The following is a 20,108-nucleotide window of genomic DNA, read 5'->3' on the forward strand; positions in this document are numbered from 1 at the left end:
GTTTCGGCAGTCGCGCAAACGGGCATCCGGTGTCCATGAGTATTGAAGACGGTCCTGGCGACACCCTGAGCCCAAGCGAGAGCCTTGACTCCGACGACCTCAAGAATCATGGTGACGACGACGTCGTCGATCCCCCAGAGCACTGGGCGGAAGCGGACAAATTCGGCACCACGCACAGTGAGGAACGCGAAGGCGAGTCCCTTGACGAGCGCATCGCCGAAGAGGTCCCGGACGTGCAGCCCGAGGAACAGCCGGAAGTGCCAGTCGCAGCCGCGCCCGACGACGAACTGACCGAGAAGCTGGTCGACGAGGTGATCGATGATCAGGGACCCGACGACAATGTCCTCGCCGACGGAGTGCAGGAACTGGAGACCGACGACGGTCTGATCGTTCACGACGGTAGTTCGCGAGTGCAGGGACAGGGTCAGGCGTTCCCCGACGACGGCGACTCGCTGTTCCAGGAAGTCGACTGAACCCACCTATTTCTTCTTGAACAAGCAGTTCGCCCGCCGGCAAAGCCGACGGGCGAACTGCTTATTGTTGGACTCGTACCGGGCTTTGGCCGACTCAGCAGATACAGATGCCGGCCGACTGCAGCCACGCGGTGAAAGCCGCCTGATCAGGACTGGTGGTCACCCACCAGGTCACGGTCGAGTTGGCTTCGGAGTACACGAAGTAGCCGGTCCCGCCGTTGTCCATCGCGGCGAAGTACGCATATGTGGTGCCGCCATCGAATGGACGGGAGAACATCTCCGACGAGTTGCCTTCGGAGTACTCCCTGTCGGCTATCGCCTTGATGTTCGAGTCCGACGACTCGATGATGACGATGTTCTCCGCGCGAACAGCTCCGGTTCCGTCAGCCACGACGGCGGGCGCCGGCTCGCAGACGATTGCGGCCAACGCGTAGTCCGGTCGCGACTTCTCCCCGCATGTGGTGATGTCGACGAGATCGGTGTTCGCATCAGCCAGCGCCTGATCGTCGGCGTCGAGCGACGTTGCCGCGGTGGAGGTCTCGGTGGTCGGCTGCGTGCGCCGCGTGGTTGTTGTGGTTGTTGTCGTCGACGTTGTGGAGGATTGGCCCGGTTGTGCTTTCGGGTCGTCGTCGCCTCCCGAACTCGCCAGGGCCACGCCGAGGATGACCACCACCAAGACAACAACCACGGCTGCGATTGCTGCGATGGCGATGTTCCGGTTGCGGTTGGGATTCGGCAGCGTGGCCGGCGTGGCCCCGCCGTACGGGGGCTGACCACCGCCGGATCCGTACAACGGGCCCGAATTCTGCTGGCCGGCAGTACCGTACGGTGACCCCTGGCCGAACGGGGCTTGTCCGTAGGCAGCTTCTTGGCCGTAGGTACTGGCCTGTCCGGCCGCGTAGGGGCCGGCTCCTGCACCGTCGTACGGGTTCTGGGTGTAACCACCGGATTGCGCGGCCGGGGCACCCCACGACGGCGGCGGTTCGATTCCCGTGGGGATCGGTGCCTGCTGGGTGGGCGGGAACTCCGGAGTGGGCTGGGCCGATGGGGTGGACTGGGCTGATCGGGGAGGCTCGGGTGACTTGGACAGGGGAACCGGGACAACAGGTGGTATCGGTGCGCCGGGCGAAGCTGCCGCCGTTCCCTCTTGTTGTCCGACAACGGATTCCAGGGCACCGAGGGCCACTACGGTCTTCGGGTTGTCGAGTGTGGCGACGGTGCCGAGCTCGCCGAGTCGTTGGTGCACCAGCGGCACCCGGGATGATCCGCCGGTGAGATAGATCCGGACGTCGCGGCCGGCTCCGGCACGGGCCAGTGTGCGGGAGGTCAACTCCACCACGGCATCGACGTTCTGTGAGATGAGCTGTTCGAACTCGCCCCTGGTGAGTTCGAGGGTGGCCTCGTGGCCACCGGCGCTGATGTTGATGACGGCCCGAGGCGACTCCGAGAGCAATTCCTTGGCCCGCCGGATGTTGTCGTCGACCGCTCGCTTGGTGGACAGGTTGGCGCCCCGCAGGTACTCCAGCAGTTCGGGGTTCCGCGAGGTGAGTTGCCTGTCCACCCAACGCCGGATCATCGCGTCGAGGTTCTTGCCACCGAGACCGTTGTTGCCGTCGTGGGCAACGAGGTCGATGGGTCCGGCACCGCCCGCGGCTCCCGCGCCGAGCTTCACCACCGCCACATCGCATGTCCCGCCGCCGTAGTCGACGACAACGACCGTGGTCGAGCCCGCGTCCGCCGCATCGCCGATCGCGCTGGTGTAGTGGGCGATCGCCGCGCGTGGCTCGGAGATCAGTGTGACCGCGGATCGATCGAAGCCGATCAATTCGGCAGCGCGGGTGAGGATGTCGATCTCCTCGGGCGACCACGCCACGGGGTGGGTGAGGATCAACCGCGTCGGCCTTGTGCCACCGCGCCTCTCCGACGCGCGTGTCAAAGCTGAATTGAGCACGGCGGCAATGAGATTCTCCAACGGCAGATCCAGATTGCCGACCGGAACGGTTCCGGCGTTGATGTGCCGCTTGGGATGGGTGATGAATGCTGCCGGGTTGTTGCCGGCCTGATTGACCGCGGCCTCTCCGACCACGATGTTGCGGTAGGAGTCTGCGTAGACCGACGACGACATGATGTCGCTGTTGTGCGAGAGCGGCACCACCTGCGGCGCGCCGTGCCCGGGTTCGTAGGCGGCCGCCGCGGTGTTGGACGTGCCGAAGTCGATTGCCAGCCACCATTGGTTCGACATCGGTGATGGGTCCTTCCGGTTTCAGGATTCAGTGTGGGAAATGACGATTGGGACAGCGGACTCGGCCACCGTCAACCTAGTTGATCACCGGGCTGACGGCGGCCTTTGTCCTGCTGTCGAATGACCGACGAATGCGGTCCGTGTCGAGGCGGGGCGTCGGGTGCTCGTCAGAGCACCGTGAACCCGTCGGGGATGCCGTTTTGATCGGAGTCGGTGACCGACAGGTCGTGCACACCGTCTTGGTCCAGGTCGACGAAGACGGTGTCGGCCGTCCCATCCTGGTCGAGGTCGGACAGGCTCGTCTCGCTGAACCCGTCGCCGTCGGTGTCGTACGCGATGGTCTCTGCTTCGCCGTCTTCGGTGAAGTCCTGGACGATCGTGTCGCCGACGTTGTCGCCGTCGGTGTCGAGCAGCGCGGACTCGGAGTAGCCGTTTCCGTCGAAGTCGGCTGTTTCAACAACGTAAGGCGGTTCGACGACGTCGGAGTGGCCGCTGTGCTCGGCCGGGGGATCCTGCGGGGACGGCTCGGGGTGGACCGAATCAGACATGGTTCACAGCTCCTGTGATCGTTTGTCGATCTAAAGAGCGCTGGTGTCGGGCGTCTCGACGGTGGAGGGGTCCACCTCGGTCCACTCGTCGGTGGTGATGTCGTGGGTGTAGACGGCGTCGACCTCACCGTCCTGGTTCTCGTCGACAAACGCCACGTCGTGGACACCGTCGACGTTCTCGTCGACGAAGACCGTGTCGACCTCGCCGTCCTCGTCGGTGTCGGAGACCGCCGTCTCGTAGTGCTCGTCGCCGTCGGTGTCGAAGGCGATGGTCTCCGGCTCGCCGTTCTGGTCGTAATCCTGGATGAGTGCGTCGCCGGAGCCGTCTGCGTCGACATCGACCAGTGCGGACTCGACGACTCCGTCGCCGTCGATGTCGAAGACCTCGAGGACGGTGGCGTCTTCGGCGATTTCGGGGATGCTGTTGTCGGACATTGGGTTCTCCTTGTGTGCGGGGTGGGCGCAGGCCGTGGTGGCTTTGCTGTGTTGTGAATAGGAGAAACCCGGTGGCGTGAATGTTCCGGCGGATCAGAGAAAACTTCAGGAAGTTTTCGCTGCCCGACCGATCGAGCCAGAAGAACTCAGTGCGGACCCCGCGAGAGGGCGAGGTCGGCGGCCGCCTCGATGCCGTCGTTCCAGGGCTTGCCGTGTCCTGGCAGCACCACCGATGCGTGCGTATCGGCGAGTCTTATGACCGAACCCAGGGCGCGACCACTGTCTGCCGTCGCGGCACCGGCAACGATCTGTGGTCCGGTCTGGGCGGTGTACGGATCGAGCGTGACCAGTGCGTCGCCGGCGATCAGGGCGTCGCGGTCGGGGAAGTGCAGAGCGATGTGACCGACGGTGTGGCCTGGCGTCGGGATGACCACCGGCGCCCCGGGTAGCGCCTGGTCGGTGGTGATCGGAGTCGGATCGAGGACTCCCCGGACCATCAGTGCCCCGGCCATGGTCATCCGTCCGAGCGCGGGGATGGATGCCGGGTACCGAAGTGGATAGAGCAGCCGCGTCTTCTCGTGCTGGTAGCGGTAGGGATGCCGGGCGAGCCGTTCGTCGTCGGTGTGCACCCACACCGGCACATTCCACTCCTTCTGCGCCCGACGTGCGGTGCCCACGTGGTCGAAATGCGCATGGGTGAGCACGATTCCCTCGACCGAGTCGGGCTTGCGGCCCAGTTCGTCGAGGGCTGAGATCAGGTGAGGCCACACCCGGGGCAATCCGGAATCCACGATCAGCACCCGATCGTCGTACTCCACGAGATACAGATTCGTGGAGGCGTAGGTTAACATGTGGATGCCCGGGGCGACATTTTTGCTCAGCACAGTGCTGCTCCGATCAGAAGTGGTTCTTGGGGGCGTCTCGCGCACGGTCGAGCAACGAGTCGAACGAACACCCGACGAGGAAATCGATTGCGCCCTGGCGATTTTCGATTGTCGAGGTCATGGTTCGGGCATCTCCTGCCGATGTGGTGTCGGGCGGCTTTCGGCGGATTACCCGGCCTACGGTGCCCCAAAACGCGCGGTCCGGCGACGGCGCCTGTCCGACCGGTTGTATCGAGGTGATCAGAGTTCACGATTTGTTGAGTTCGCGTTCGATCGGCGGATGCATCGAGCACTTCTGCTCGCGACACAGTCCGAGGATGCGAGTGGTGCAGGTCGCGAACTTCTACGGCCCCCGGTCCGGGGGCCTCCGGACTGCGGTGGATCAGCTCGGGGCCGGGTACTGCGCGGCAGGGCACGACGTGACGCTGATCGTTCCGGGACCACTGCACACCGAGGAGAAGTTGGCCTCCGGAGTCGTGCGGATCACCGTCCCCGCTCCCAGGGTTGCGTTCACCGGAGGATATCGGGTGGCGCGGATGCGGCCCGTGGTCGATGTCGCCGCCGCCATGCGACCCGACGCCATCGAGGTGTCCGACCGGTTGACGTTGCGTGGGCTCGGGCAGTGGGCTCGGCGTCGAGATGTCGCCAGCACGATGATCTCCCACGAACGCCTCGACCGCATGCTCGGTCAGGTGATGCCAGCGCAAGCCGCGCGACGGCTGGCCGACGTGGCCAACCGCCGCACCGCGCAGTCGTACGACACGGTGGTGTGCACCACCGAGTTCGCCCGCGAAGAGTTCGATCGGATCGGCGCGAGCAATGTCAGGCGCGTACCGCTCGGCGTGGATCTGCGGACTTTTCATCCCGATCGTCGTGACGCCGGGACTCGTGCTCGGTGGGCGAGGACGGATCAGCCGCTCTTGGTCCACTGCGGCCGACTCTCGGTCGAGAAGCACGTGGACGGGAGCATCGACGCGCTTGGTGTGTTGCGTGACAACGGAGTCGACGCGCGGTTGGTGATCGCGGGAGACGGGCCCATGCGAGGACGACTCGAGCGCCGCGCCGTCGGTCTGCCCGTCGAATTCGCGGGGTTCATCACCGACCAGCTGGCACTCGCCCGGCTGCTGGCGTCCGCCGATGTGGCACTGGCCCCGGGACCGCACGAGACCTTCGGGTTGTCGGCGCTCGAATCACTTGCCTCGGGGACACCGGCAGTCGTCTCTGCCACGTCGGCGCTCGCCGAGGTCCTCGATCGAGAGTGCGGGTTCGTGGCAGAGAACTCGCCCGAGGGTTTCGCCCACGGCATCGGTGATGTGTTGTCCCGGCCCGAGGCCCCCCGACGCGAGGCCGCCCGGCGGCGTGCCGAAGACTTCGGGTGGCCGCGGGCGGTCCGGGAGATGCTCGCTGCGCTGGCGGTGTGACGGGACGCTGAAGGGGACAGGCGTCGCCGAATCAGGGTTTTCAATCACTTGACTTAGTTGGTCGCTGCGTAGATGGTGGAAGACGCCGCGATGCAGTTCATCGATGACCCGCGGGCGGCCCTTCACCCGAGGACTCGAGGAAACCAATGGCGAGTGGCAACACCGGCACCAAGTCGGCGCGGGCAGAGGAGACGCGCGAGCGGATCCTCTCCGCCGCGGAACGGCTCTTCGCCGAGCACGGGGTGTTCGCGGTCTCGAACCGGCAGGTGAGTGAAGCTGCCGGGCAAGGAAACAACGCTGCCGTGGGGTATCACTTCGGCACCAAAACCGACCTCGTTCGCGCCATCGTGCACAAACACGGGGTCGGCATCGAACAGCATCGCGCACGGTTGCTCCGTGAGGCGGGGGACTCACCCGAAGTCCGGGATTGGATCGCCTGTCTGATCCAGCCGCCGATCGACCACCTCGCCTCCCTCGGAAGCCCCACCTGGTACGCCCGGTTCAGTGCGCAGGTGTTGACTGACCCCACCTTGCGCGACATCGTCTACAACGATTCGCTCACCTCACCATCGCTCCAGGAGACGTTGCGCGGCATCGGCAGTCGACTTCCCGAGCTGCCTGCCGAGGTCCGATGGTTCCGTGCCGACATGGCACGGCAGTTGTCGGTGCACATGACAGCCGAGCGTGAACGACGTCTCGTGGATGCGCTCGACGACGAGTCGCTGGGCTGGGACGACTTCTCCGCCGATCTGCTCGATGCCATCGTGGGGATGTGGCTGGCTCCGTCGTCGCGTGGGACCGGGTAACCCGTCTGTGTCCCGTCAGATCGCGCGGCGCATCATCGAGTAGGTGCGCAACAGCACGGCCACCGCCTGCTCCTCCGCCGCGGACCCGCCCATGAGGCCGGCCTCATGGACCTGGCGAAGGCGTCGATCCAGCTCGGCCGCAACGGTATTGCGGTCAGCGGTGGGCGGCAGGCCGATCCGACCCGCGATACCCGAGCCGATCAGGATCTGCCGTAACTCGCCGACCCAAGGCGACTCAGGGTCCGATCGGGTCAGGGCGCGCATCGCCTTGAACTCGGCCATGGTGTGTGCCTGGGGGGTCTGACGAACCTGACGCAGGTACGACCGGATCTGGCCGCCTGCAGGATGCGTCAACGCCAGATGCTCGATCTCGGTGCACGCCCGCACAGCTCGCGTGATGAGTACCGACCGGGTGAGATCGAGTTCGATGTTCGCCCGGAGCTCGTCGACGCCCGAACGCTGCTGCAGCCATGAGTTGACCGCGTGGGCGCCGCGCGGGGCGAGTTTTCTGGCGTGCCGTAAGCCGTACTCGCCCAACAGGTCCAGCAGTCTGTCGCGTTCGGCGTCGGTGCCGATGGAGGGGGTCTCTGCTTCCAGCCAGAGCTCGAGCGACGTGTCGGAGAGCCCGGCCAGTGCCGCGAGTGCGTCGGCATCGGATTCGGTGAACTGGCCGGTCTGCGCCGTCTGCGCCAACAATCCGGCGACGGGCTGCACCGTCAGCAGGCTCGCCGACATCGATTCGGCGATCACGGCGGACTGTGCTCGTGCCGCGTCGATGGGATCGACGTCGCCGAATGCGCCCTCGCCCAGGGTGTCCGCTTTGGCCAGGGCCCCGATCGTGTTGACCGCCGAGAAACCCAGCTCGCGCAGGAATTGCACTTCGTCGGCGCGCGGCGTCGCGTCGAACAGGAAGATCGCCGCGTCGGCGTTCACCGACGCGTCGCGGGTCTGCCCGAACCCGTCGATCAGTGCGCGGCGGGTGGCCTGCTCGTTACCGGTGGTGATGGTCGCCAGCCCGGGGGTGTCGATCAGCACCATGTTGCGCAGCAACCGGCTCGGTAGAAAACGGTCGAGATAGGCGACCTGATCTGTCGGACAACCCAATTCGGTGGGTCTGCCGTCGACCAGCCGGACGGTGTGCCGGGCGCCGCCGATCTTCACCGCCTCGGCGCGCGCCGGCGCACCGTCCTGGTACACCGCAACGACTTTCGTACACTCGGTTGCGGCGGTGTCGGCGACCAGGTCGCCGATCAGGGCGTTGACCAGTGTCGACTTGCCGGCCTTCACCCGCCCGACGACCACCACACGCGGTGGCGCCCAGAGGGTGTCGCGGATCTGGGCGGTGCTGCGAGCCAGGGGACGGTCGATACGCGCGATCTCCGCCAGCGCCGCGGTGAGCTGATCACGGAGAGCATGGGGCCGGGTCCGTCGCCCTTCGTGGGGCCGGCTCACGGGGTGTCACCGATGGAGGCCGACTCTGTGCCGAGCACCGGGTCTTTCCCGAGAGCCACATGGTCGCCGAGGTCCACGTCGCTGCGTCGGGCATCGGCTTTGAGCCCGGCGATGGCGGTGTCCAGTTGTTCGATGAGAGAGACGATCTCGGTGAGACGGCGGGTCAGACCGCGCACCCGCTTGTCTCGGGTTGCCTTGTCTTCCTTTGCCGCCTCGGCTCCGGCGTTGATCTGTTCGGTGATCTCATCGGTCTGGGCACGCAGGTGACGGCGGTAGGCCACCACGATTTCCGGTCGCGCGGTCGCGACGGTTCGGTCGATCACACGCAGCGTCGATTTGTTGGCGAGCGACAGTGTTTCCCGCAGCCAGGTGATCAGGTGCTGGCGTCCGTTGCGCATGGCGCGGTAGCCCAAGTTCACCGACAACCACACACCTCCGGCCACGAGCCCGATCGGCAGCACGGCCGCCATCGCGAGGCTGCCGAAGATCGCGCCGCCGACCATTCCGCCGGTGAGCAGGTTCGCCCCCATGAAGCCCATCATCATGGCGCTGGGATCGACGACGTCTTTCCACTTCCGTTGCACCTCTGGAGAATTGATGTCCTCGGCGACCAGCGCGCTCGCAACGGTATCCATGATGTCTTCCCAGTGCTCGTCGTTGCCGAACAGCCGGGAGACGATGTCGTGTAGCGAGGTCGCGAAGGTGTCGAATGCCCGCGCCGACGCAGCTTGCAGGTCGGACATGATGGCGGCGGTGAACACCTGTGGTTGCTTGCGCAGGATGCGCCACCCCTCGCCGTTGATCCGTGCGCTCCAGTCCTCCTTGATCTTGTTGAAATCGGCGTCGAGTACGGCCACGGCCCGTTGACGGGCGAGGGTGATGTCGCGAGACAGGTGCTGGTCCCACTCGGTGCCGTGTTCGCGGAGCGCCTTGAGTTGAGCCTTTTTCTCATTCAGGTCGTCGAGTGCGCTCGAATTGCCCCGCACCACATCGATCTCGGTGTCGAGGCGGGTCTTCATCCGATGCATGCCGCTGAGGCAGACCTGCAGTCCGTCGAGTTGCGGCGCGATCTCGGCGTTGTCCAGCAAGCCGGTGATGGCGTCCCGCAGCGCGGGTATGCCCGAGGCCGTGAGGATCTCCTCGCGGGTGCCCGCAGATTCGGTCAACGCAGCGAGCGCGCGCACCCCGGACACCCCGATCACCCGGACTTCGCGACCGAGTCGGCTGCGGACTATCGTCCTGTTCTCCTCGGCGATGGTTCGCCAGTTGCGGCGGTTCTTGTCGATCTTCGTCATCGCCACCACCACCGAACCGGAGGTCTCGGTAGCGGTCCTGAGGAACTCGATTTCCGGTGCCGTCAGGGGAGCGGCGCTGTCACACACCATCACGATCGCCCCGGCGCGGCGCGCGGCGGTCAGTGCCAGGCGCGCGTGCCGTGGGTCCAGGCCGCCGGCGCCCGGTGTGTCCACCAGGGTGAGACCGGGAAGGTGCAACGGGTCGACGGCAACCACAGCCTCGGTGGGCAACGCCTCGATCGTGGGGTCGAGCACGTGCCGGCCACCCATCGTCACCCATTCCGGGAGCTGGTCGACCGGGATCACCTGATCGGAATCGCCGAAGACCAGGCGGGCGGTGCCGGCCGCAAGCGTGTCGTCGGGGGGCGAGAACCACACGCTCGCGCTGGTGGTGATGTCGACACCCACGGGTGCGAGGTCGGCCCGGCCGATGAGCGAGTTCACCAGGGTGCTCTTGCCGCGCTTCACCTCACCGACGAAGACGACCGCAGCTGCCGAGTCCGCTGCGTGGAAGCGGGCTTGTGCCAGCTCGGCGGCCTTCGTCTGTCCGTACTTGCGCAGCGTCTCGGTCGCAGCGGCCAGGGTTTCAGCCGCGTGGGCGGTGGCACCTGCGTTCACGGTCACTCCAGATTCGATCGAGTAAAAGGGTCAGTCGATGGATCGGTTTCGCTGCCGATAACTCTGCCGTATCCCTGGGTGTCTGCGACATTTATCAAGTGACCGACATGAGCGAGCGTGACCTGGTACTACGCAGTCAAGAAGGCGACCAGGCGGCTTTCGGTGAACTCGTCACCCGCAACCGCGACCAGATCTGGGCCGTCTGCCTACGGATCACCGCCAACCGACACGACGCCGAGGACGCCTTGCAAGACGCGCTGATCGCTGCCTGGCAGAACATCGGCAAGTTCCGTGGCGACTCGAAGTTCACCAGCTGGATGTACCGGATCGCCGCGAACGCCGCGCTCGCGGTGATCCGCAAGCGTCTCGACACCTCCGCGGACGGTCCGCCGGAGTTCGAGTCGGCTGCACCCCGAATCGATGCCCAGGTGACCGACGTCGACCGGGTTCGCACCGCGCTGGCCGCGTTGCCACTCGAGTTCCGTGAGGCGATCGTGTTGCGTGAGTTCGGCGATCTCTCATATCAAGAAATAGCCGACCAGCAGGGGGTGGGCGTGCAAACTGTGAAGAGCCGGATCAACCGGGCTCGCGCCAAACTGCTGGAGATTCTGCAAGATGCCTGAGGCAATCCCCGCCACGATCGACACCATTCCCGCCACCGCCGACCCCGAGGATGCTCTCAACCGCTTCGCGTTCGGTCTCGACGCCGCCGACCGAGGTCTGCTCGAGTCGGCATTCACCGACGACGTCTTGTTCGACGTCAGCCGGGTCGGCGACGAGGACAGTGGATTCCCCCCGATCGAGGGTCGCGAGTCGGTGGTCGGGATGTTGCTGATGTCGATGGGACCGCTGGACACCATGCACGCACTGTCGAACTTCCGGGTTCGCGTAGACGGTGACCGTGCCGTCCTGAACTGTTACGCGATGGCCCAGCATTTCCGCCCGGGTGAAGGGCCATCACGACACACCACCGACCAGGTGATGATGGGCAACAAATACGACGCCGAGCTCGTCCGCGACGGCGACATCTGGCGGATCAAGCGCCTCACCATCGTCACTGTGTGGTCGCAGGGCAACCCTGACGTCCTGATCGACCACCTGCGCTAGACCGATGTTGTGCCCTTATGGCGAGTTCGACCTGCGGTTTTGGTCGCCAGAAGGGCACAACATCGGGTTCACAGGGTCAGGTCGTCGTCCGTGGAGTAGTCGTCGGTGAGGTCGGGGCCGATGGAGAAGTCGGTCGCATCGTCGTCGATGTCGGCGTCGTCGGTCTCGAAGACATCGTCAGGGGAGTCGACATCGCCGCCATCGACATCGGCAACGAGATCACCCTCGGTGGCGCTGTCGTCGCTGTCGGGAATCAATTCGTCGAATCCGGCGCCGTCGTAGTCGAAGGCGGCTTCGAGGCTCTGGTCGAAGACCGCCGGGTCAACCGCGTCGTCGGCGGCGATCTGCGAAAAGATGTCGCTGAGCGGGTCGTTTGGGCTGGTCACGGTACTTCTCCTCGGTCGTGGGTGCCGCTGCGCGGGCGGCGCGCGGCATGTTGGTCGGTGATAGGAGTGCCACCGACCCCGGAATGTTCCCCAGAACACCCGCTTTGTTGTCCGTGCGTGGCCCGTGGCGGGTCGGAGCTGCGGGGCCGGTCCGTTACGCTGAACACCCGTGACCCCCGACAGCTCCAGTTCCGATACCAGCTCAGGCTACGACCTCATCATCGTCGGATCGGGCTTCTACGGACTGACCATCGCCGAGCGTGCCGCGACCCAGCTGGGCAAACGCGTCCTGGTTCTCGATCGCCGCTCGCACATCGGTGGCAACGCGTACTCCGAGCCCGAGCCCACCACCGGTATCGAGATCCACAAATACGGTGCCCACCTGTTCCACACGTCGAACAAGAAGGTGTGGGACTACGTCAACAAGTTCACCGACTTCACCGGGTATCAGCACCGGGTCTTCGCGATGTACCAGGGGCAGGCCTACCAGTTCCCGATGGGTCTCGGCCTGGTGTCGCAATTCTTCGGGCGGTACTTCACGCCGGACGAGGCGCGAGCCCTGATCGCCGAGCAGTCCAGCGAGATCGAGACCGAGAAAGCCGCGAACCTCGAAGAGAAGGCCATCAGCCTCATCGGCCGCCCGCTCTACGAAGCCTTCGTCAAGCACTACACGGCAAAGCAGTGGCAGACCGATCCCACCGAGCTGCCGGCGGCCAACATCGCGCGGTTGCCGGTGCGGTACACGTTCGACAACCGCTACTTCAACGACACCTACGAGGGACTTCCGGTCGACGGATACACCGCGTGGCTCGAGAACATGGCCGCCGACGACAACATCGAGGTCCGGCTGAACACGGACTGGTTCGATGTGCGCGATGAGCTGCGGGCCCAGAGCCCCGACGCGCCTGTGGTGTACACCGGCCCGCTGGACCGATACTTCGATTTCGTCGATGGCGAGCTGGGCTGGCGCACACTCGATTTCGAGACCGAGGTCCTCGAGACCGGTGACTACCAGGGCACCCCGGTGATGAACTACAACGATGCCGACGTGCCGTACACGCGAATCCACGAGTTCCGTCACTTCCATCCCGAACGTGAGTACCCGGCCGACAAGACGGTCATCATGCGGGAATTCAGCCGGTTCGCCGAGAGTGGCGACGAGCCCTACTATCCGATCAACACCCCCGAGGATCGCGAGAAGCTGAACGCCTACCGCTCCCGGGCCAAACGCGAGACCGCGTCGAACAAAGTGCTGTTCGGGGGCCGGCTCGGCACCTACCAGTACCTGGACATGCACATGGCCATCGCGAGCGCACTGACGATGTACGAGAACACGTTGGCACCGCATCTCGAAACCGGTGCGCCGCTGGCGGAGACGCAGCCAGAGGCGGAGCCGGGCTCCACCAAGGCCGGCTCGACCCCACCGGAGAGGCGTAACTCTTGACAGTCACCACTGCAGCCGAGCAATCACAGAATCCGCAGACGTACGACGTCGCCAAGAACCTGCTGCAACGCGTCATCCTGCCGCGCCAAGGCGAGCCACTCGACGTGCGTTCGCTGTACCTGGTGGAGGCCACGAGCAACGCCCGGCGGGCACACGCGCCCAGCCGCACATCGGTGGTGCTCGGGGCCGAGACCGAGGTGAGCTTCGAGACCTACTTCAACGCCTTTGCCGCCTCGTACTGGCGTCGGTGGACTGTCCTGAAGTCGGTGGTGCTGCGGATCGAGCTCGTCGGCAAGTGCCGAGTGGACGTCTATCGCTCCAAGGTCGACGGTTCGCGGATCGCAGTCGACGGCAACCTGGTGCCCGTCGACGAGAACGGCAAGGGCGTCATCGAGTTCGAGGTGGGACTCGAGCCGTTCGAGGATGGCGGATGGATCTGGTTCGACGTCACCACGGACACCGACGTCGAGGTGATATCGGCCGGCTGGTACGCACCCATCGATCCTCCCGTCGGCCCGGACACCAAGCGCGTCACGGTTGGTATCCCCACCTTCAACCGCCCCACCGACGCGGTCAATGCCCTGCGGGCACTGACCTCCGACCCGTTGGTCGACGAGGTCATCGATGCGGTGATGATGCCGGACCAGGGGACCAAACTCGTCACTGAAGAGGCCGGATTCGCCGAGGCCGCAGCAGCATTGGGCGACCGGCTCCACATGTTCAAGCAGGGAAATCTCGGTGGCTCGGGCGGTTACTCGCGCATCATGTACGAGGCCCTCAAGCTGACAGACAGTCCGTACATCCTCTACATGGACGACGACATCAGCATCGAGCCCGACTCGATCCTGCGTGCGCTGGCGATGTCCCGATTCGCGAAGTCGCCCATGCTCGTCGGTGGGCAGATGCTCAATCTGCAGGACCGCAGCCATCTGCACTGCATGGGTGAGGTGATCAACCACGACACCTTCATGTGGACCAGCGCGCCCTACGTCGAGTACGACCACGACTTCGCGCAATACCCCCTGCGCGACCGCAGGCACTCCAAGAACCTGCACCGTCGCATCGATGTGGACGGCAACGGGTGGTGGATGTGCATGATCCCGCGGGAGGCCGCCGAGAAGGTCGGCCTGCCCATGCCGCTGTTCATCAAGTGGGACGACTGGGAGTTCGCCCTCCGCGCCGGCAAGGCGGGATATCCCACCGCCACCATCCCGGGCATCGCGATCTGGCACATGGCCTGGAGCGACAAGGACGACGCCATCGACTGGCAGGCGTACTTCCATCTGCGTAACCGCCTGGTCGTCGCGGCCATCCACCACGACGGGTCCACCGCCGGGATCCTGAAGTCGATGGCGAAGGCAACCGCCAAACATCTGCTCTGCCTGGAGTATTCGACAGTCGCCATCCAGAACGAGGCGATCCGCGACTTCCTCGCAGGTCCCGAGCACGTTCGGGACCTGTTGCCCACGGCGTTGCCCAAGATCGCCGCGATGCGCAAGCAGTACCCCGATGCGGTGGTGCTGCCTTCGGCCACCGAACTGCCGCCGACCACCGGTGAGGCCACCGCGTACGGCATGACCATCCCACTCAACCCGGTGGCGAAGATCCGTTCGCTGAGCGCGAGCATCGTCAACAATTTGCGCCCGGCCGATCCTCGCCATCACGAGGTGCCGCAGGCCAACTATCCGCCGCTGCAGGCCCGTTGGTTCAGTCTCGGCCGGGTCGACGGGGTCACGGTCACCACCGCGGATGGCCGGGGAGTGGTCTATCGGCAGCGTGACCGCGACAAGATGGTAGCGCTGGCAAGGGAATCGGCTGCCCTGGTTCGCGAGCTGAAGGCCCGGTTCCCCGAGATGCGGGAGACGTACCGATCCGCTCAGGCCGACCTGGTCAGCAAAGAGAGCTGGGAACGTGTCTTCGGAATCGACTGATACATATCCCGCAGCGTTCGCGCCGATGAGTGGCGAAACCAAAGTCCTTGTGGCCGTACAGAGTGTGTTCGTGGACAAGCCGGGTGCCGTGGCTTCGGCTCGTGCACTGTCGCATTTCGGAGAACACTCACTGGGCTGGCTTGCGGTCGCGGGCACAGGTGCCGCCATCGCGCAGATCCGCGGTGACGAACGTGGTCGGAACCTGTGGGTGGCCGCGGGTGTCGGAGCCTTCGGTGCCCATGCCGCCTCGGTGGTGCTCAAACGCATCGTCAGGCGCAAGCGCCCCGATCATGCCGACGTGAGGATCGGGGTCGGGACCCCCAGCAAGTTGAGCTTCCCATCCAGCCACGCCACATCGACCACTGCTGCGGCCATCCTCATCGGCCGCGCCGCCGGATTACCTCCTGCCGCGCTGCCCGCCGCGCTGGTTCCGCCCATGCTGTTGTCGCGGTTGGTGCTCGGCGTGCACTACCCGACCGACGTCGTCGGGGGCGCGTTGATCGGTGCTGCTTGCGCCGCCGCGGTCGGTGCCGGTGAAAGACTGACGAGAACAGAGAGCCGAGGAATGTTGTGAGCGAGGAGCCGATCGAGCACGACGTGGTGCGCGGCCCGCCGAAGAATCTGGCGACCGGTCTGGTGAAGGCTGTCCGCCCGCGGCAATGGGTCAAGAATGTCCTGGTCCTGGCTGCACCGGTGGCGGCCGGAGCAGTCGACGAACCGGACATCCTGGGCCGGACCGCCATCGCCTTCGTCGCGTTCTGCCTGGTTGCCTCGTGCATCTACCTCGTCAACGACGCCCTGGACGTCGAGGCCGACCGCAATCACCCCACCAAGCGTTTCCGTCCGATCGCGGCCGGGGTGGTCCCGGTCAAGCTGGCGTTCGCGCTCGCCATCGTGCTCGGTGTCGCGTCGATCGCGATCTCGTTCCTGGCCAACTGGCAGCTCGCGGTGGTCATCGGCATCTACATGGCCATTCAGCTCGCCTACTGCTTCGGCCTCAAACACGAACCCGTCATCGACATCTGCATCGTCTCGTCGGGCTTCTTGCTCCGTGCGGTCGCGGGTGGCGTGGCCGCCGACCTTCCCAACGGTCTGTCCAAGTGGTTCCTGCTGGTGATGACCTTCGGTTCGCTGTTCATGGCGGCAGGTAAGCGGTACGCCGAACTGCAGCTCGCGGAACGGACCGGCGCGAAGATCCGCAAGAGCCTGGAGTACTACACCACCACCTACCTCCGCTTCGTCTGGACATTGTCCGCAACCGCGGTGGTGCTCTGCTACGGCATGTGGGCCTTCGACACGGACGGCGGCCACGACGACAACGTCTGGTACGCGCTGTCCATGGTGCCTTTCACCATCGCCATCTTGCGATATGCAGTGGACGTCGACGGTGGTCAAGCGGGCGAACCCGAAGAAATTGCGCTCGGCGATCGTGTTCTCCAGCTGCTGGCAATCGCGTGGATAGTATGCGTGGGTGTCGCGGTCTATGCCATCAGCTGAACGGCGGCCATCAGCTGAACACCGGCCAGCAGTTGGGGATCGGCCGGTAGCTGAACCACGCGTGCTCGGCCGCAGCGTCGATCCGGCCACCATCTCACTATGGATCAGCGCTGTCGTGGTGGGCGCGATCTTCGGTTACGGCGCGTGGCAGCGCCGGTGGATCGCCGACGACGGTCTCATCGTCTTGCGCACCGTCCGGAACCTGTTGGCCGGCAATGGACCCGTCTTCAACGAGGGGGAGCGCGTCGAGGCCAACACGTCGACGGTGTGGACGTACCTGATCTGGTTCTGGAGCTGGATCACCGACGCCCAGACCGAGTACGTCGTGTTGTGGATAGCCCTGGTCCTCTCCATATCGGCCGTTCCTATCGCCATGTACGGCACCGGACGGCTCTATCGCATCCGTAAGGGCACCGGTCCGGTCAACCCAGGCTGGGTGTTGCTGCTGCCTCTCGGAGCGCTCGTCTACATCACGCTTCCGCCTGCGCGTGACTTCGCCACCAGCGGCCTCGAGGTCTCCCTCTGCATCTTCTGGGCAGCGGTGCTGTGGTGTCAGCTGGTCGCCTGGAGTCAACGAAACCTCGATGTGCCGGGGCTCGGTGGCCGTCTGGGACGCAAGCAAGTGGTCACCACCCTGTTGCTGGGTTTCAACGCGGGCCTGGCCCCGCTGATCCGTCCCGAACTCGCCCTCGTCGGCGGACTCGCGTTACTGCTCGTGGTGTGCGCGCCGATGACGTGGCGGATGCGCTTCGCATTTGCCGCCGCAGCGGCGGTGGTTCCGGTCGGTTACCAGATCTTCCGGATGGGTTACTACGGCCTTCTTGTTCCCAACACGGCCGTGGCCAAGGACGCCTCCGGCTCGAAGTACGAACAGGGTCTCAAGTACCTGGGCAACATGTTCAGTCCTTATGTATTGCTGCTCCCGCTGGTGGTCGCAGTGGTCGCGGCCGGTCTCGCCTGGTACCTGCAGGCCCATCGGGTCCGGGTGTTGGATTCCGGATCACGTTCGGGCAGAGTCGAACTGGCGAAGAACACGGCACAGATCGGCTGGCGCGAGCGTGTTGGCGCCTGGAGTCGCCGACTGCAGAGTCCGTCGGCCGTGGTGGCGCTGATCCTCGTGTGCGGATTGCTGGAGAGTTTCTATTGGGTACGCCAGGGCGGCGACTTCATGCACGCCCGAGTGCTGCTGGTCCCGCTCTTCTTACTGATGCTCCCGGTGATGGTGATCCCGATCGCGCTGCCCGCGGGCGTCGGGCGTGATCACCTCGCCGGTTGGGTCGGCACGGTGGTGATGGCCGGGCTGTGGATCACCACCGTGGTCTGGGCGATCTCCACCTCGCACGTGGCAGGGATGAAGAACGGAACCGAGATAGGCCGGCAGGGCATTGTCGACGAACGGCGCTTCTATATACAGAACATCGGGGTGGAGCACCCCGTCACGGCTGCCGACTACCTCAACTATCCACGGATCCGAGCGATGGTCGAGGAGATCGCCGAGCACAGCGACACCGGCGGAGTGTTGCTGGCGTCGCCGAACTACGACGAGTGGTACTTCGATCCGCTACCTGTCCCGCCACCGCCCGGAGTCCCCAAACAGCTCACCGTCTTCTACCTGAACCTCGGCATGACGAGCATGAACGCGCCACTCGACGTGCGGGTGACCGACCCGATGGGGCTGTCGTACCCGATCGCTGCGCACACGGACCGGCTTCCCGACGGCCGCATCGGACACGACAAAGACCTCGAGGACGAATGGGTGATCGCCGAGTCCGGCGCGTGGTCGAGGTATCCGGTGTTGCCGGCGAATCTCGATGCAGACGACGTGCAACAGGCGAAGGTGGCGCTCACGTGCAAGCCCACCCAGGATCTCATCGCCTCGTACTCCCAGCCTTGGTCGTTCGCCCGCTTCAAGCACAACCTGCGTCAGGCAGCCGGTTTCACCTCTTACCGGATCGACCGGATCCCCGAGTACGAACTGCAGCGGTGCAAATTACCCATACCGCCGCCTCTCTATCCCCGGTAGCAATCCCACATGCTGTGCAATCGCCCACATTATTCTGAGATTTCCCTGAGAAATCGAGGCCGATCGGCACGGGAGCTCACTGAGCCCGCGAAACCGTAAAAGCCAAGGTCTCGAATGTGTAACGCGGCGTTTCGCACGTCCGATAGTTAGGGAGAGCACGGATTTGGCCTGGTCAAGTGGCCAACCCCGGCTGGAGTGGATCCGGTCACAGGGTTTGTCAGCAGGGGATGCATCTAATAGGCTCCGTTCGGTTGCAGGACGGCATCGCCAGATGACCGCCAAGCTGTGTGGCACCTGAAAATTTTGGTGCCGATTTCAAGACCCTCGTGGCCGTGGTTCGAGATGGAACCAGACAAGGCCCCGCTGCTGGACAGAGAGAGAGTTGTATTCGATGCGCGTAAGCACACCGTCGAGGCGAGTGGGGATGGGCAGACGCCTCATCGCTGCTTTTGCCGCACTGGCGACCATTGCCGGAGTCGGGGTTGTTGCCGGCACCGGCACAGCCAACGCCTGGGGCACCGGTAACGGATTCCAGCAATGGAACGTCGACGGCTGCGGGATGCCGTCCGTGAAGGTCCGATCCTGGTCCAAGCCCGGCAACTACAAGACGGTTGTGCTGCTCGACGGCCTGCGCGCCACTTATGACGTCAGCGGCTGGGAGCACGAGACCAATGTGCAGAACATGGTCAACAGTGGCGTCAACGTGGTCATGCCCGTCGGCGGACCCGCCAGCTTCTACAGCGACTGGAACGCGCCGAGCAACTTCAACGGCCAGCCGTACAAGTACATGTGGAACTGCGTCATCACCAACACCCTGGTCAAGGGGATGGACGCACGCGGCCTCCGCGTTGGCCCCGGCGGCAAGTACGCCATCGCCGGCATCTCCATGGGTGGTAACGCGGCCCTGGTGATCGGCGCCAACAACAAGCAGAACTATTCGCACGCCTTCTCGATGTCGGGCTACCTGAACCTGTCGGCGCCGGGCATGAAGTCGGCCATCCGCGTCGCGCTGCTCGATGCCAACGGCGGACCGTGGAACGCGGACAGCATGTGGGGCCCCCCGTGGAGCACCCGCTGGTACGACAACGACCCGTTTGTGCAGATCACCAAGATGCACGACCTGAAGGTCCGCGTCGCGTCGGGTAGCGGTATCCCGGGCGGCTACAACCAGAACGAGAACGCGGTCAGCATCGTGCAGGGAGTGCCGCTCGAGGTGCTCTCGCTCGCCCAGACCCGCGCGTTCGAGGTCCAGGCTTTCGTGAACCGCGTCAACCTCACCACCGACTACCCGGTCACCGGCACCCACAAGTGGGGCTACTGGCAGGACATGATGTGGCGAGCACTCCAGCAGGGCTGGTTCCGCGGATAATCGTGGTGACATCCCTCTAGTCACAAAATTCACACCTGTCACAGGTGTGGCAACCTCAAAACAGAACGTCCTACGTGTAAGAAACACGTAGGACGTTCTGTTTTTGTCTGCGGCTCTGCCTTGATCCGGACCTCGTCCGGTGACAAAGGGCAGCAGAGCAAGACCACAGTGGTGACG

The 20,108-nt window shown here is 64.9% G+C and carries 18 protein-coding genes; 11 read left to right on the top strand and 7 right to left on the bottom strand.

What is annotated here, in order from left to right:
- The first annotated feature begins 35 nt into the window (after nucleotides 1-35).
- The gene (locus CSW57_RS12230) at nucleotides 36-473 is read left to right on the top strand and encodes a hypothetical protein (RefSeq protein WP_099382989.1); all 438 of its coding nucleotides are present in this window, start codon (nucleotides 36-38) and stop codon (nucleotides 471-473) included.
- Between the two features lie 94 nt (nucleotides 474-567).
- Here the strand turns inward: CSW57_RS12230 and CSW57_RS12235 are convergent, their stop codons facing one another.
- The 4 genes from CSW57_RS12235 to CSW57_RS12250 all read right to left on the bottom strand — a co-directional run bounded on the left by CSW57_RS12235 (nucleotide 568) and on the right by CSW57_RS12250 (nucleotide 4,549).
- Nucleotides 568-2,715 carry an Hsp70 family protein gene (locus CSW57_RS12235; RefSeq protein ID WP_099382990.1) on the bottom strand — a complete coding sequence of 716 codons (2,148 nt, stop codon included), beginning with the start codon at nucleotides 2,713-2,715 and terminating at the stop codon, nucleotides 568-570.
- A 167-nt stretch (nucleotides 2,716-2,882) separates the two neighbouring features.
- Nucleotides 2,883-3,263, bottom strand: a complete 381-nt coding sequence (locus tag CSW57_RS12240) for a hypothetical protein (RefSeq protein WP_189339228.1) — start codon at nucleotides 3,261-3,263, stop codon at nucleotides 2,883-2,885.
- A gap of 30 nt (nucleotides 3,264-3,293) precedes the next feature.
- On the bottom strand, nucleotides 3,294-3,698 hold the full coding sequence (locus tag CSW57_RS24470; RefSeq protein ID WP_189339229.1) for a hypothetical protein: 405 nt from the start codon (nucleotides 3,696-3,698) through the stop codon (nucleotides 3,294-3,296).
- 146 nt (nucleotides 3,699-3,844) lie between these two features.
- Nucleotides 3,845-4,549: an MBL fold metallo-hydrolase gene (locus CSW57_RS12250; RefSeq protein ID WP_223249212.1), complete on the bottom strand. Its 705-nt coding sequence runs from the start codon at nucleotides 4,547-4,549 to the stop codon at nucleotides 3,845-3,847.
- Nucleotides 4,550-4,899: 350 nt separating this feature from the next.
- Here CSW57_RS12250 and CSW57_RS12255 point away from each other — a divergent pair, with 350 nt between their 5' ends.
- Nucleotides 4,900-6,003, top strand: a complete 1,104-nt coding sequence (locus CSW57_RS12255) for a glycosyltransferase (RefSeq protein WP_099383361.1) — start codon at nucleotides 4,900-4,902, stop codon at nucleotides 6,001-6,003.
- A gap of 146 nt (nucleotides 6,004-6,149) precedes the next feature.
- Complete coding sequence (locus tag CSW57_RS12260) at nucleotides 6,150-6,809, top strand: TetR/AcrR family transcriptional regulator (RefSeq protein WP_099382992.1); 660 nt, start codon at nucleotides 6,150-6,152, stop codon at nucleotides 6,807-6,809.
- A 15-nt stretch (nucleotides 6,810-6,824) separates the two neighbouring features.
- On the opposite strand, the gene CSW57_RS12265 is transcribed toward CSW57_RS12260, so the two are convergent.
- Both CSW57_RS12265 and CSW57_RS12270 read right to left on the bottom strand, forming a co-directional pair.
- Nucleotides 6,825-8,261 carry a GTPase gene (locus tag CSW57_RS12265; RefSeq protein ID WP_099382993.1) on the bottom strand — a complete coding sequence of 479 codons (1,437 nt, stop codon included), beginning with the start codon at nucleotides 8,259-8,261 and terminating at the stop codon, nucleotides 6,825-6,827.
- Nucleotides 8,258-10,174, bottom strand: coding sequence for a dynamin family protein (locus tag CSW57_RS12270; protein ID WP_189339230.1), 1,917 nt, complete (start codon nucleotides 10,172-10,174; stop codon nucleotides 8,258-8,260). Before CSW57_RS12270 ends, CSW57_RS12265 begins: the two co-directional genes overlap by 4 nt.
- A gap of 107 nt (nucleotides 10,175-10,281) precedes the next feature.
- Between CSW57_RS12270 and CSW57_RS12275 the strand changes: the two genes are divergently transcribed.
- Nucleotides 10,282-10,797 carry an RNA polymerase sigma factor gene (locus CSW57_RS12275; RefSeq protein WP_062794739.1) on the top strand — a complete coding sequence of 172 codons (516 nt, stop codon included), beginning with the start codon at nucleotides 10,282-10,284 and terminating at the stop codon, nucleotides 10,795-10,797.
- A complete protein-coding gene (locus CSW57_RS12280; RefSeq protein ID WP_099382995.1) occupies nucleotides 10,790-11,281 on the top strand; it encodes a nuclear transport factor 2 family protein in 492 nt (163 codons plus the stop codon). Before CSW57_RS12275 ends, CSW57_RS12280 begins: the two co-directional genes overlap by 8 nt.
- 68 nt (nucleotides 11,282-11,349) lie before the next feature.
- Here CSW57_RS12280 and CSW57_RS12285 read toward each other — a convergent pair whose 3' ends face one another.
- Complete coding sequence (locus tag CSW57_RS12285) at nucleotides 11,350-11,667, bottom strand: hypothetical protein (protein WP_099382996.1); 318 nt, start codon at nucleotides 11,665-11,667, stop codon at nucleotides 11,350-11,352.
- A gap of 169 nt (nucleotides 11,668-11,836) precedes the next feature.
- On the opposite strand from CSW57_RS12285, the gene glf reads away from it, so the two are divergent.
- The 6 genes from glf (at nucleotide 11,837) to CSW57_RS12315 (ending at nucleotide 19,931) form a co-directional block, all read left to right on the top strand.
- Complete coding sequence (gene glf, locus CSW57_RS12290) at nucleotides 11,837-13,111, top strand: UDP-galactopyranose mutase (RefSeq protein WP_099382997.1); 1,275 nt, start codon at nucleotides 11,837-11,839, stop codon at nucleotides 13,109-13,111.
- On the top strand, nucleotides 13,108-15,042 hold the full coding sequence (locus CSW57_RS12295; protein WP_099382998.1) for a glycosyltransferase: 1,935 nt from the start codon (nucleotides 13,108-13,110) through the stop codon (nucleotides 15,040-15,042). The genes glf and CSW57_RS12295 overlap by 4 nt, the downstream gene beginning before the upstream one ends.
- A gap of 25 nt (nucleotides 15,043-15,067) precedes the next feature.
- Entirely contained in the window at nucleotides 15,068-15,616 is a 549-nt protein-coding gene (locus CSW57_RS12300; RefSeq protein WP_099382999.1) for a phosphatase PAP2 family protein, read from the top strand.
- Complete coding sequence (locus tag CSW57_RS12305) at nucleotides 15,613-16,539, top strand: decaprenyl-phosphate phosphoribosyltransferase (protein ID WP_099383000.1); 927 nt, start codon at nucleotides 15,613-15,615, stop codon at nucleotides 16,537-16,539. Before CSW57_RS12300 ends, CSW57_RS12305 begins: the two co-directional genes overlap by 4 nt.
- Entirely contained in the window at nucleotides 16,526-18,562 is a 2,037-nt protein-coding gene (zomB, locus tag CSW57_RS12310) for a flagellar motor control protein ZomB (protein WP_099383001.1), read from the top strand. The genes CSW57_RS12305 and zomB overlap by 14 nt, the downstream gene beginning before the upstream one ends.
- A 424-nt stretch (nucleotides 18,563-18,986) precedes the next feature.
- Complete coding sequence (locus tag CSW57_RS12315) at nucleotides 18,987-19,931, top strand: alpha/beta hydrolase (protein ID WP_223249213.1); 945 nt, start codon at nucleotides 18,987-18,989, stop codon at nucleotides 19,929-19,931.
- The last annotated feature ends 177 nt before the right edge of the window (nucleotides 19,932-20,108 follow it).

This window comes from Williamsia muralis (genome assembly GCF_002735905.1).
Taxonomy (GTDB): domain Bacteria; phylum Actinomycetota; class Actinomycetes; order Mycobacteriales; family Mycobacteriaceae; genus Williamsia; species Williamsia muralis_A.

Bases quoted from the DNA above. Each gene is read 5' to 3' on its own strand.
- CSW57_RS24470 (WP_189339229.1), bottom strand. From the start codon at position 3,698: ATGTCCGACAACAGCATCCCCGAAATCGCCGAAGACGCCACCGTCCTC.
- CSW57_RS12250 (WP_223249212.1), bottom strand. From the start codon at position 4,549: ATGTTAACCTACGCCTCCACGAATCTGTATCTCGTGGAGTACGACGAT.
- CSW57_RS12255 (WP_099383361.1), top strand. From the start codon at position 4,900: ATGCGAGTGGTGCAGGTCGCGAACTTCTACGGCCCCCGGTCCGGGGGC.
- CSW57_RS12280 (WP_099382995.1), top strand. From the start codon at position 10,790: ATGCCTGAGGCAATCCCCGCCACGATCGACACCATTCCCGCCACCGCC.
- zomB (WP_099383001.1), top strand. From the start codon at position 16,526: ATGCCATCAGCTGAACGGCGGCCATCAGCTGAACACCGGCCAGCAGTT.
- CSW57_RS12240 (WP_189339228.1), bottom strand. From the start codon at position 3,263: ATGTCTGATTCGGTCCACCCCGAGCCGTCCCCGCAGGATCCCCCGGCC.
- CSW57_RS12235 (WP_099382990.1), bottom strand. From the start codon at position 2,715: ATGTCGAACCAATGGTGGCTGGCAATCGACTTCGGCACGTCCAACACC.
- CSW57_RS12275 (WP_062794739.1), top strand. From the start codon at position 10,282: ATGAGCGAGCGTGACCTGGTACTACGCAGTCAAGAAGGCGACCAGGCG.
- CSW57_RS12300 (WP_099382999.1), top strand. From the start codon at position 15,068: ATGAGTGGCGAAACCAAAGTCCTTGTGGCCGTACAGAGTGTGTTCGTG.
- CSW57_RS12315 (WP_223249213.1), top strand. From the start codon at position 18,987: ATGGGCAGACGCCTCATCGCTGCTTTTGCCGCACTGGCGACCATTGCC.
- CSW57_RS12260 (WP_099382992.1), top strand. From the start codon at position 6,150: ATGGCGAGTGGCAACACCGGCACCAAGTCGGCGCGGGCAGAGGAGACG.
- CSW57_RS12230 (WP_099382989.1), top strand. From the start codon at position 36: ATGAGTATTGAAGACGGTCCTGGCGACACCCTGAGCCCAAGCGAGAGC.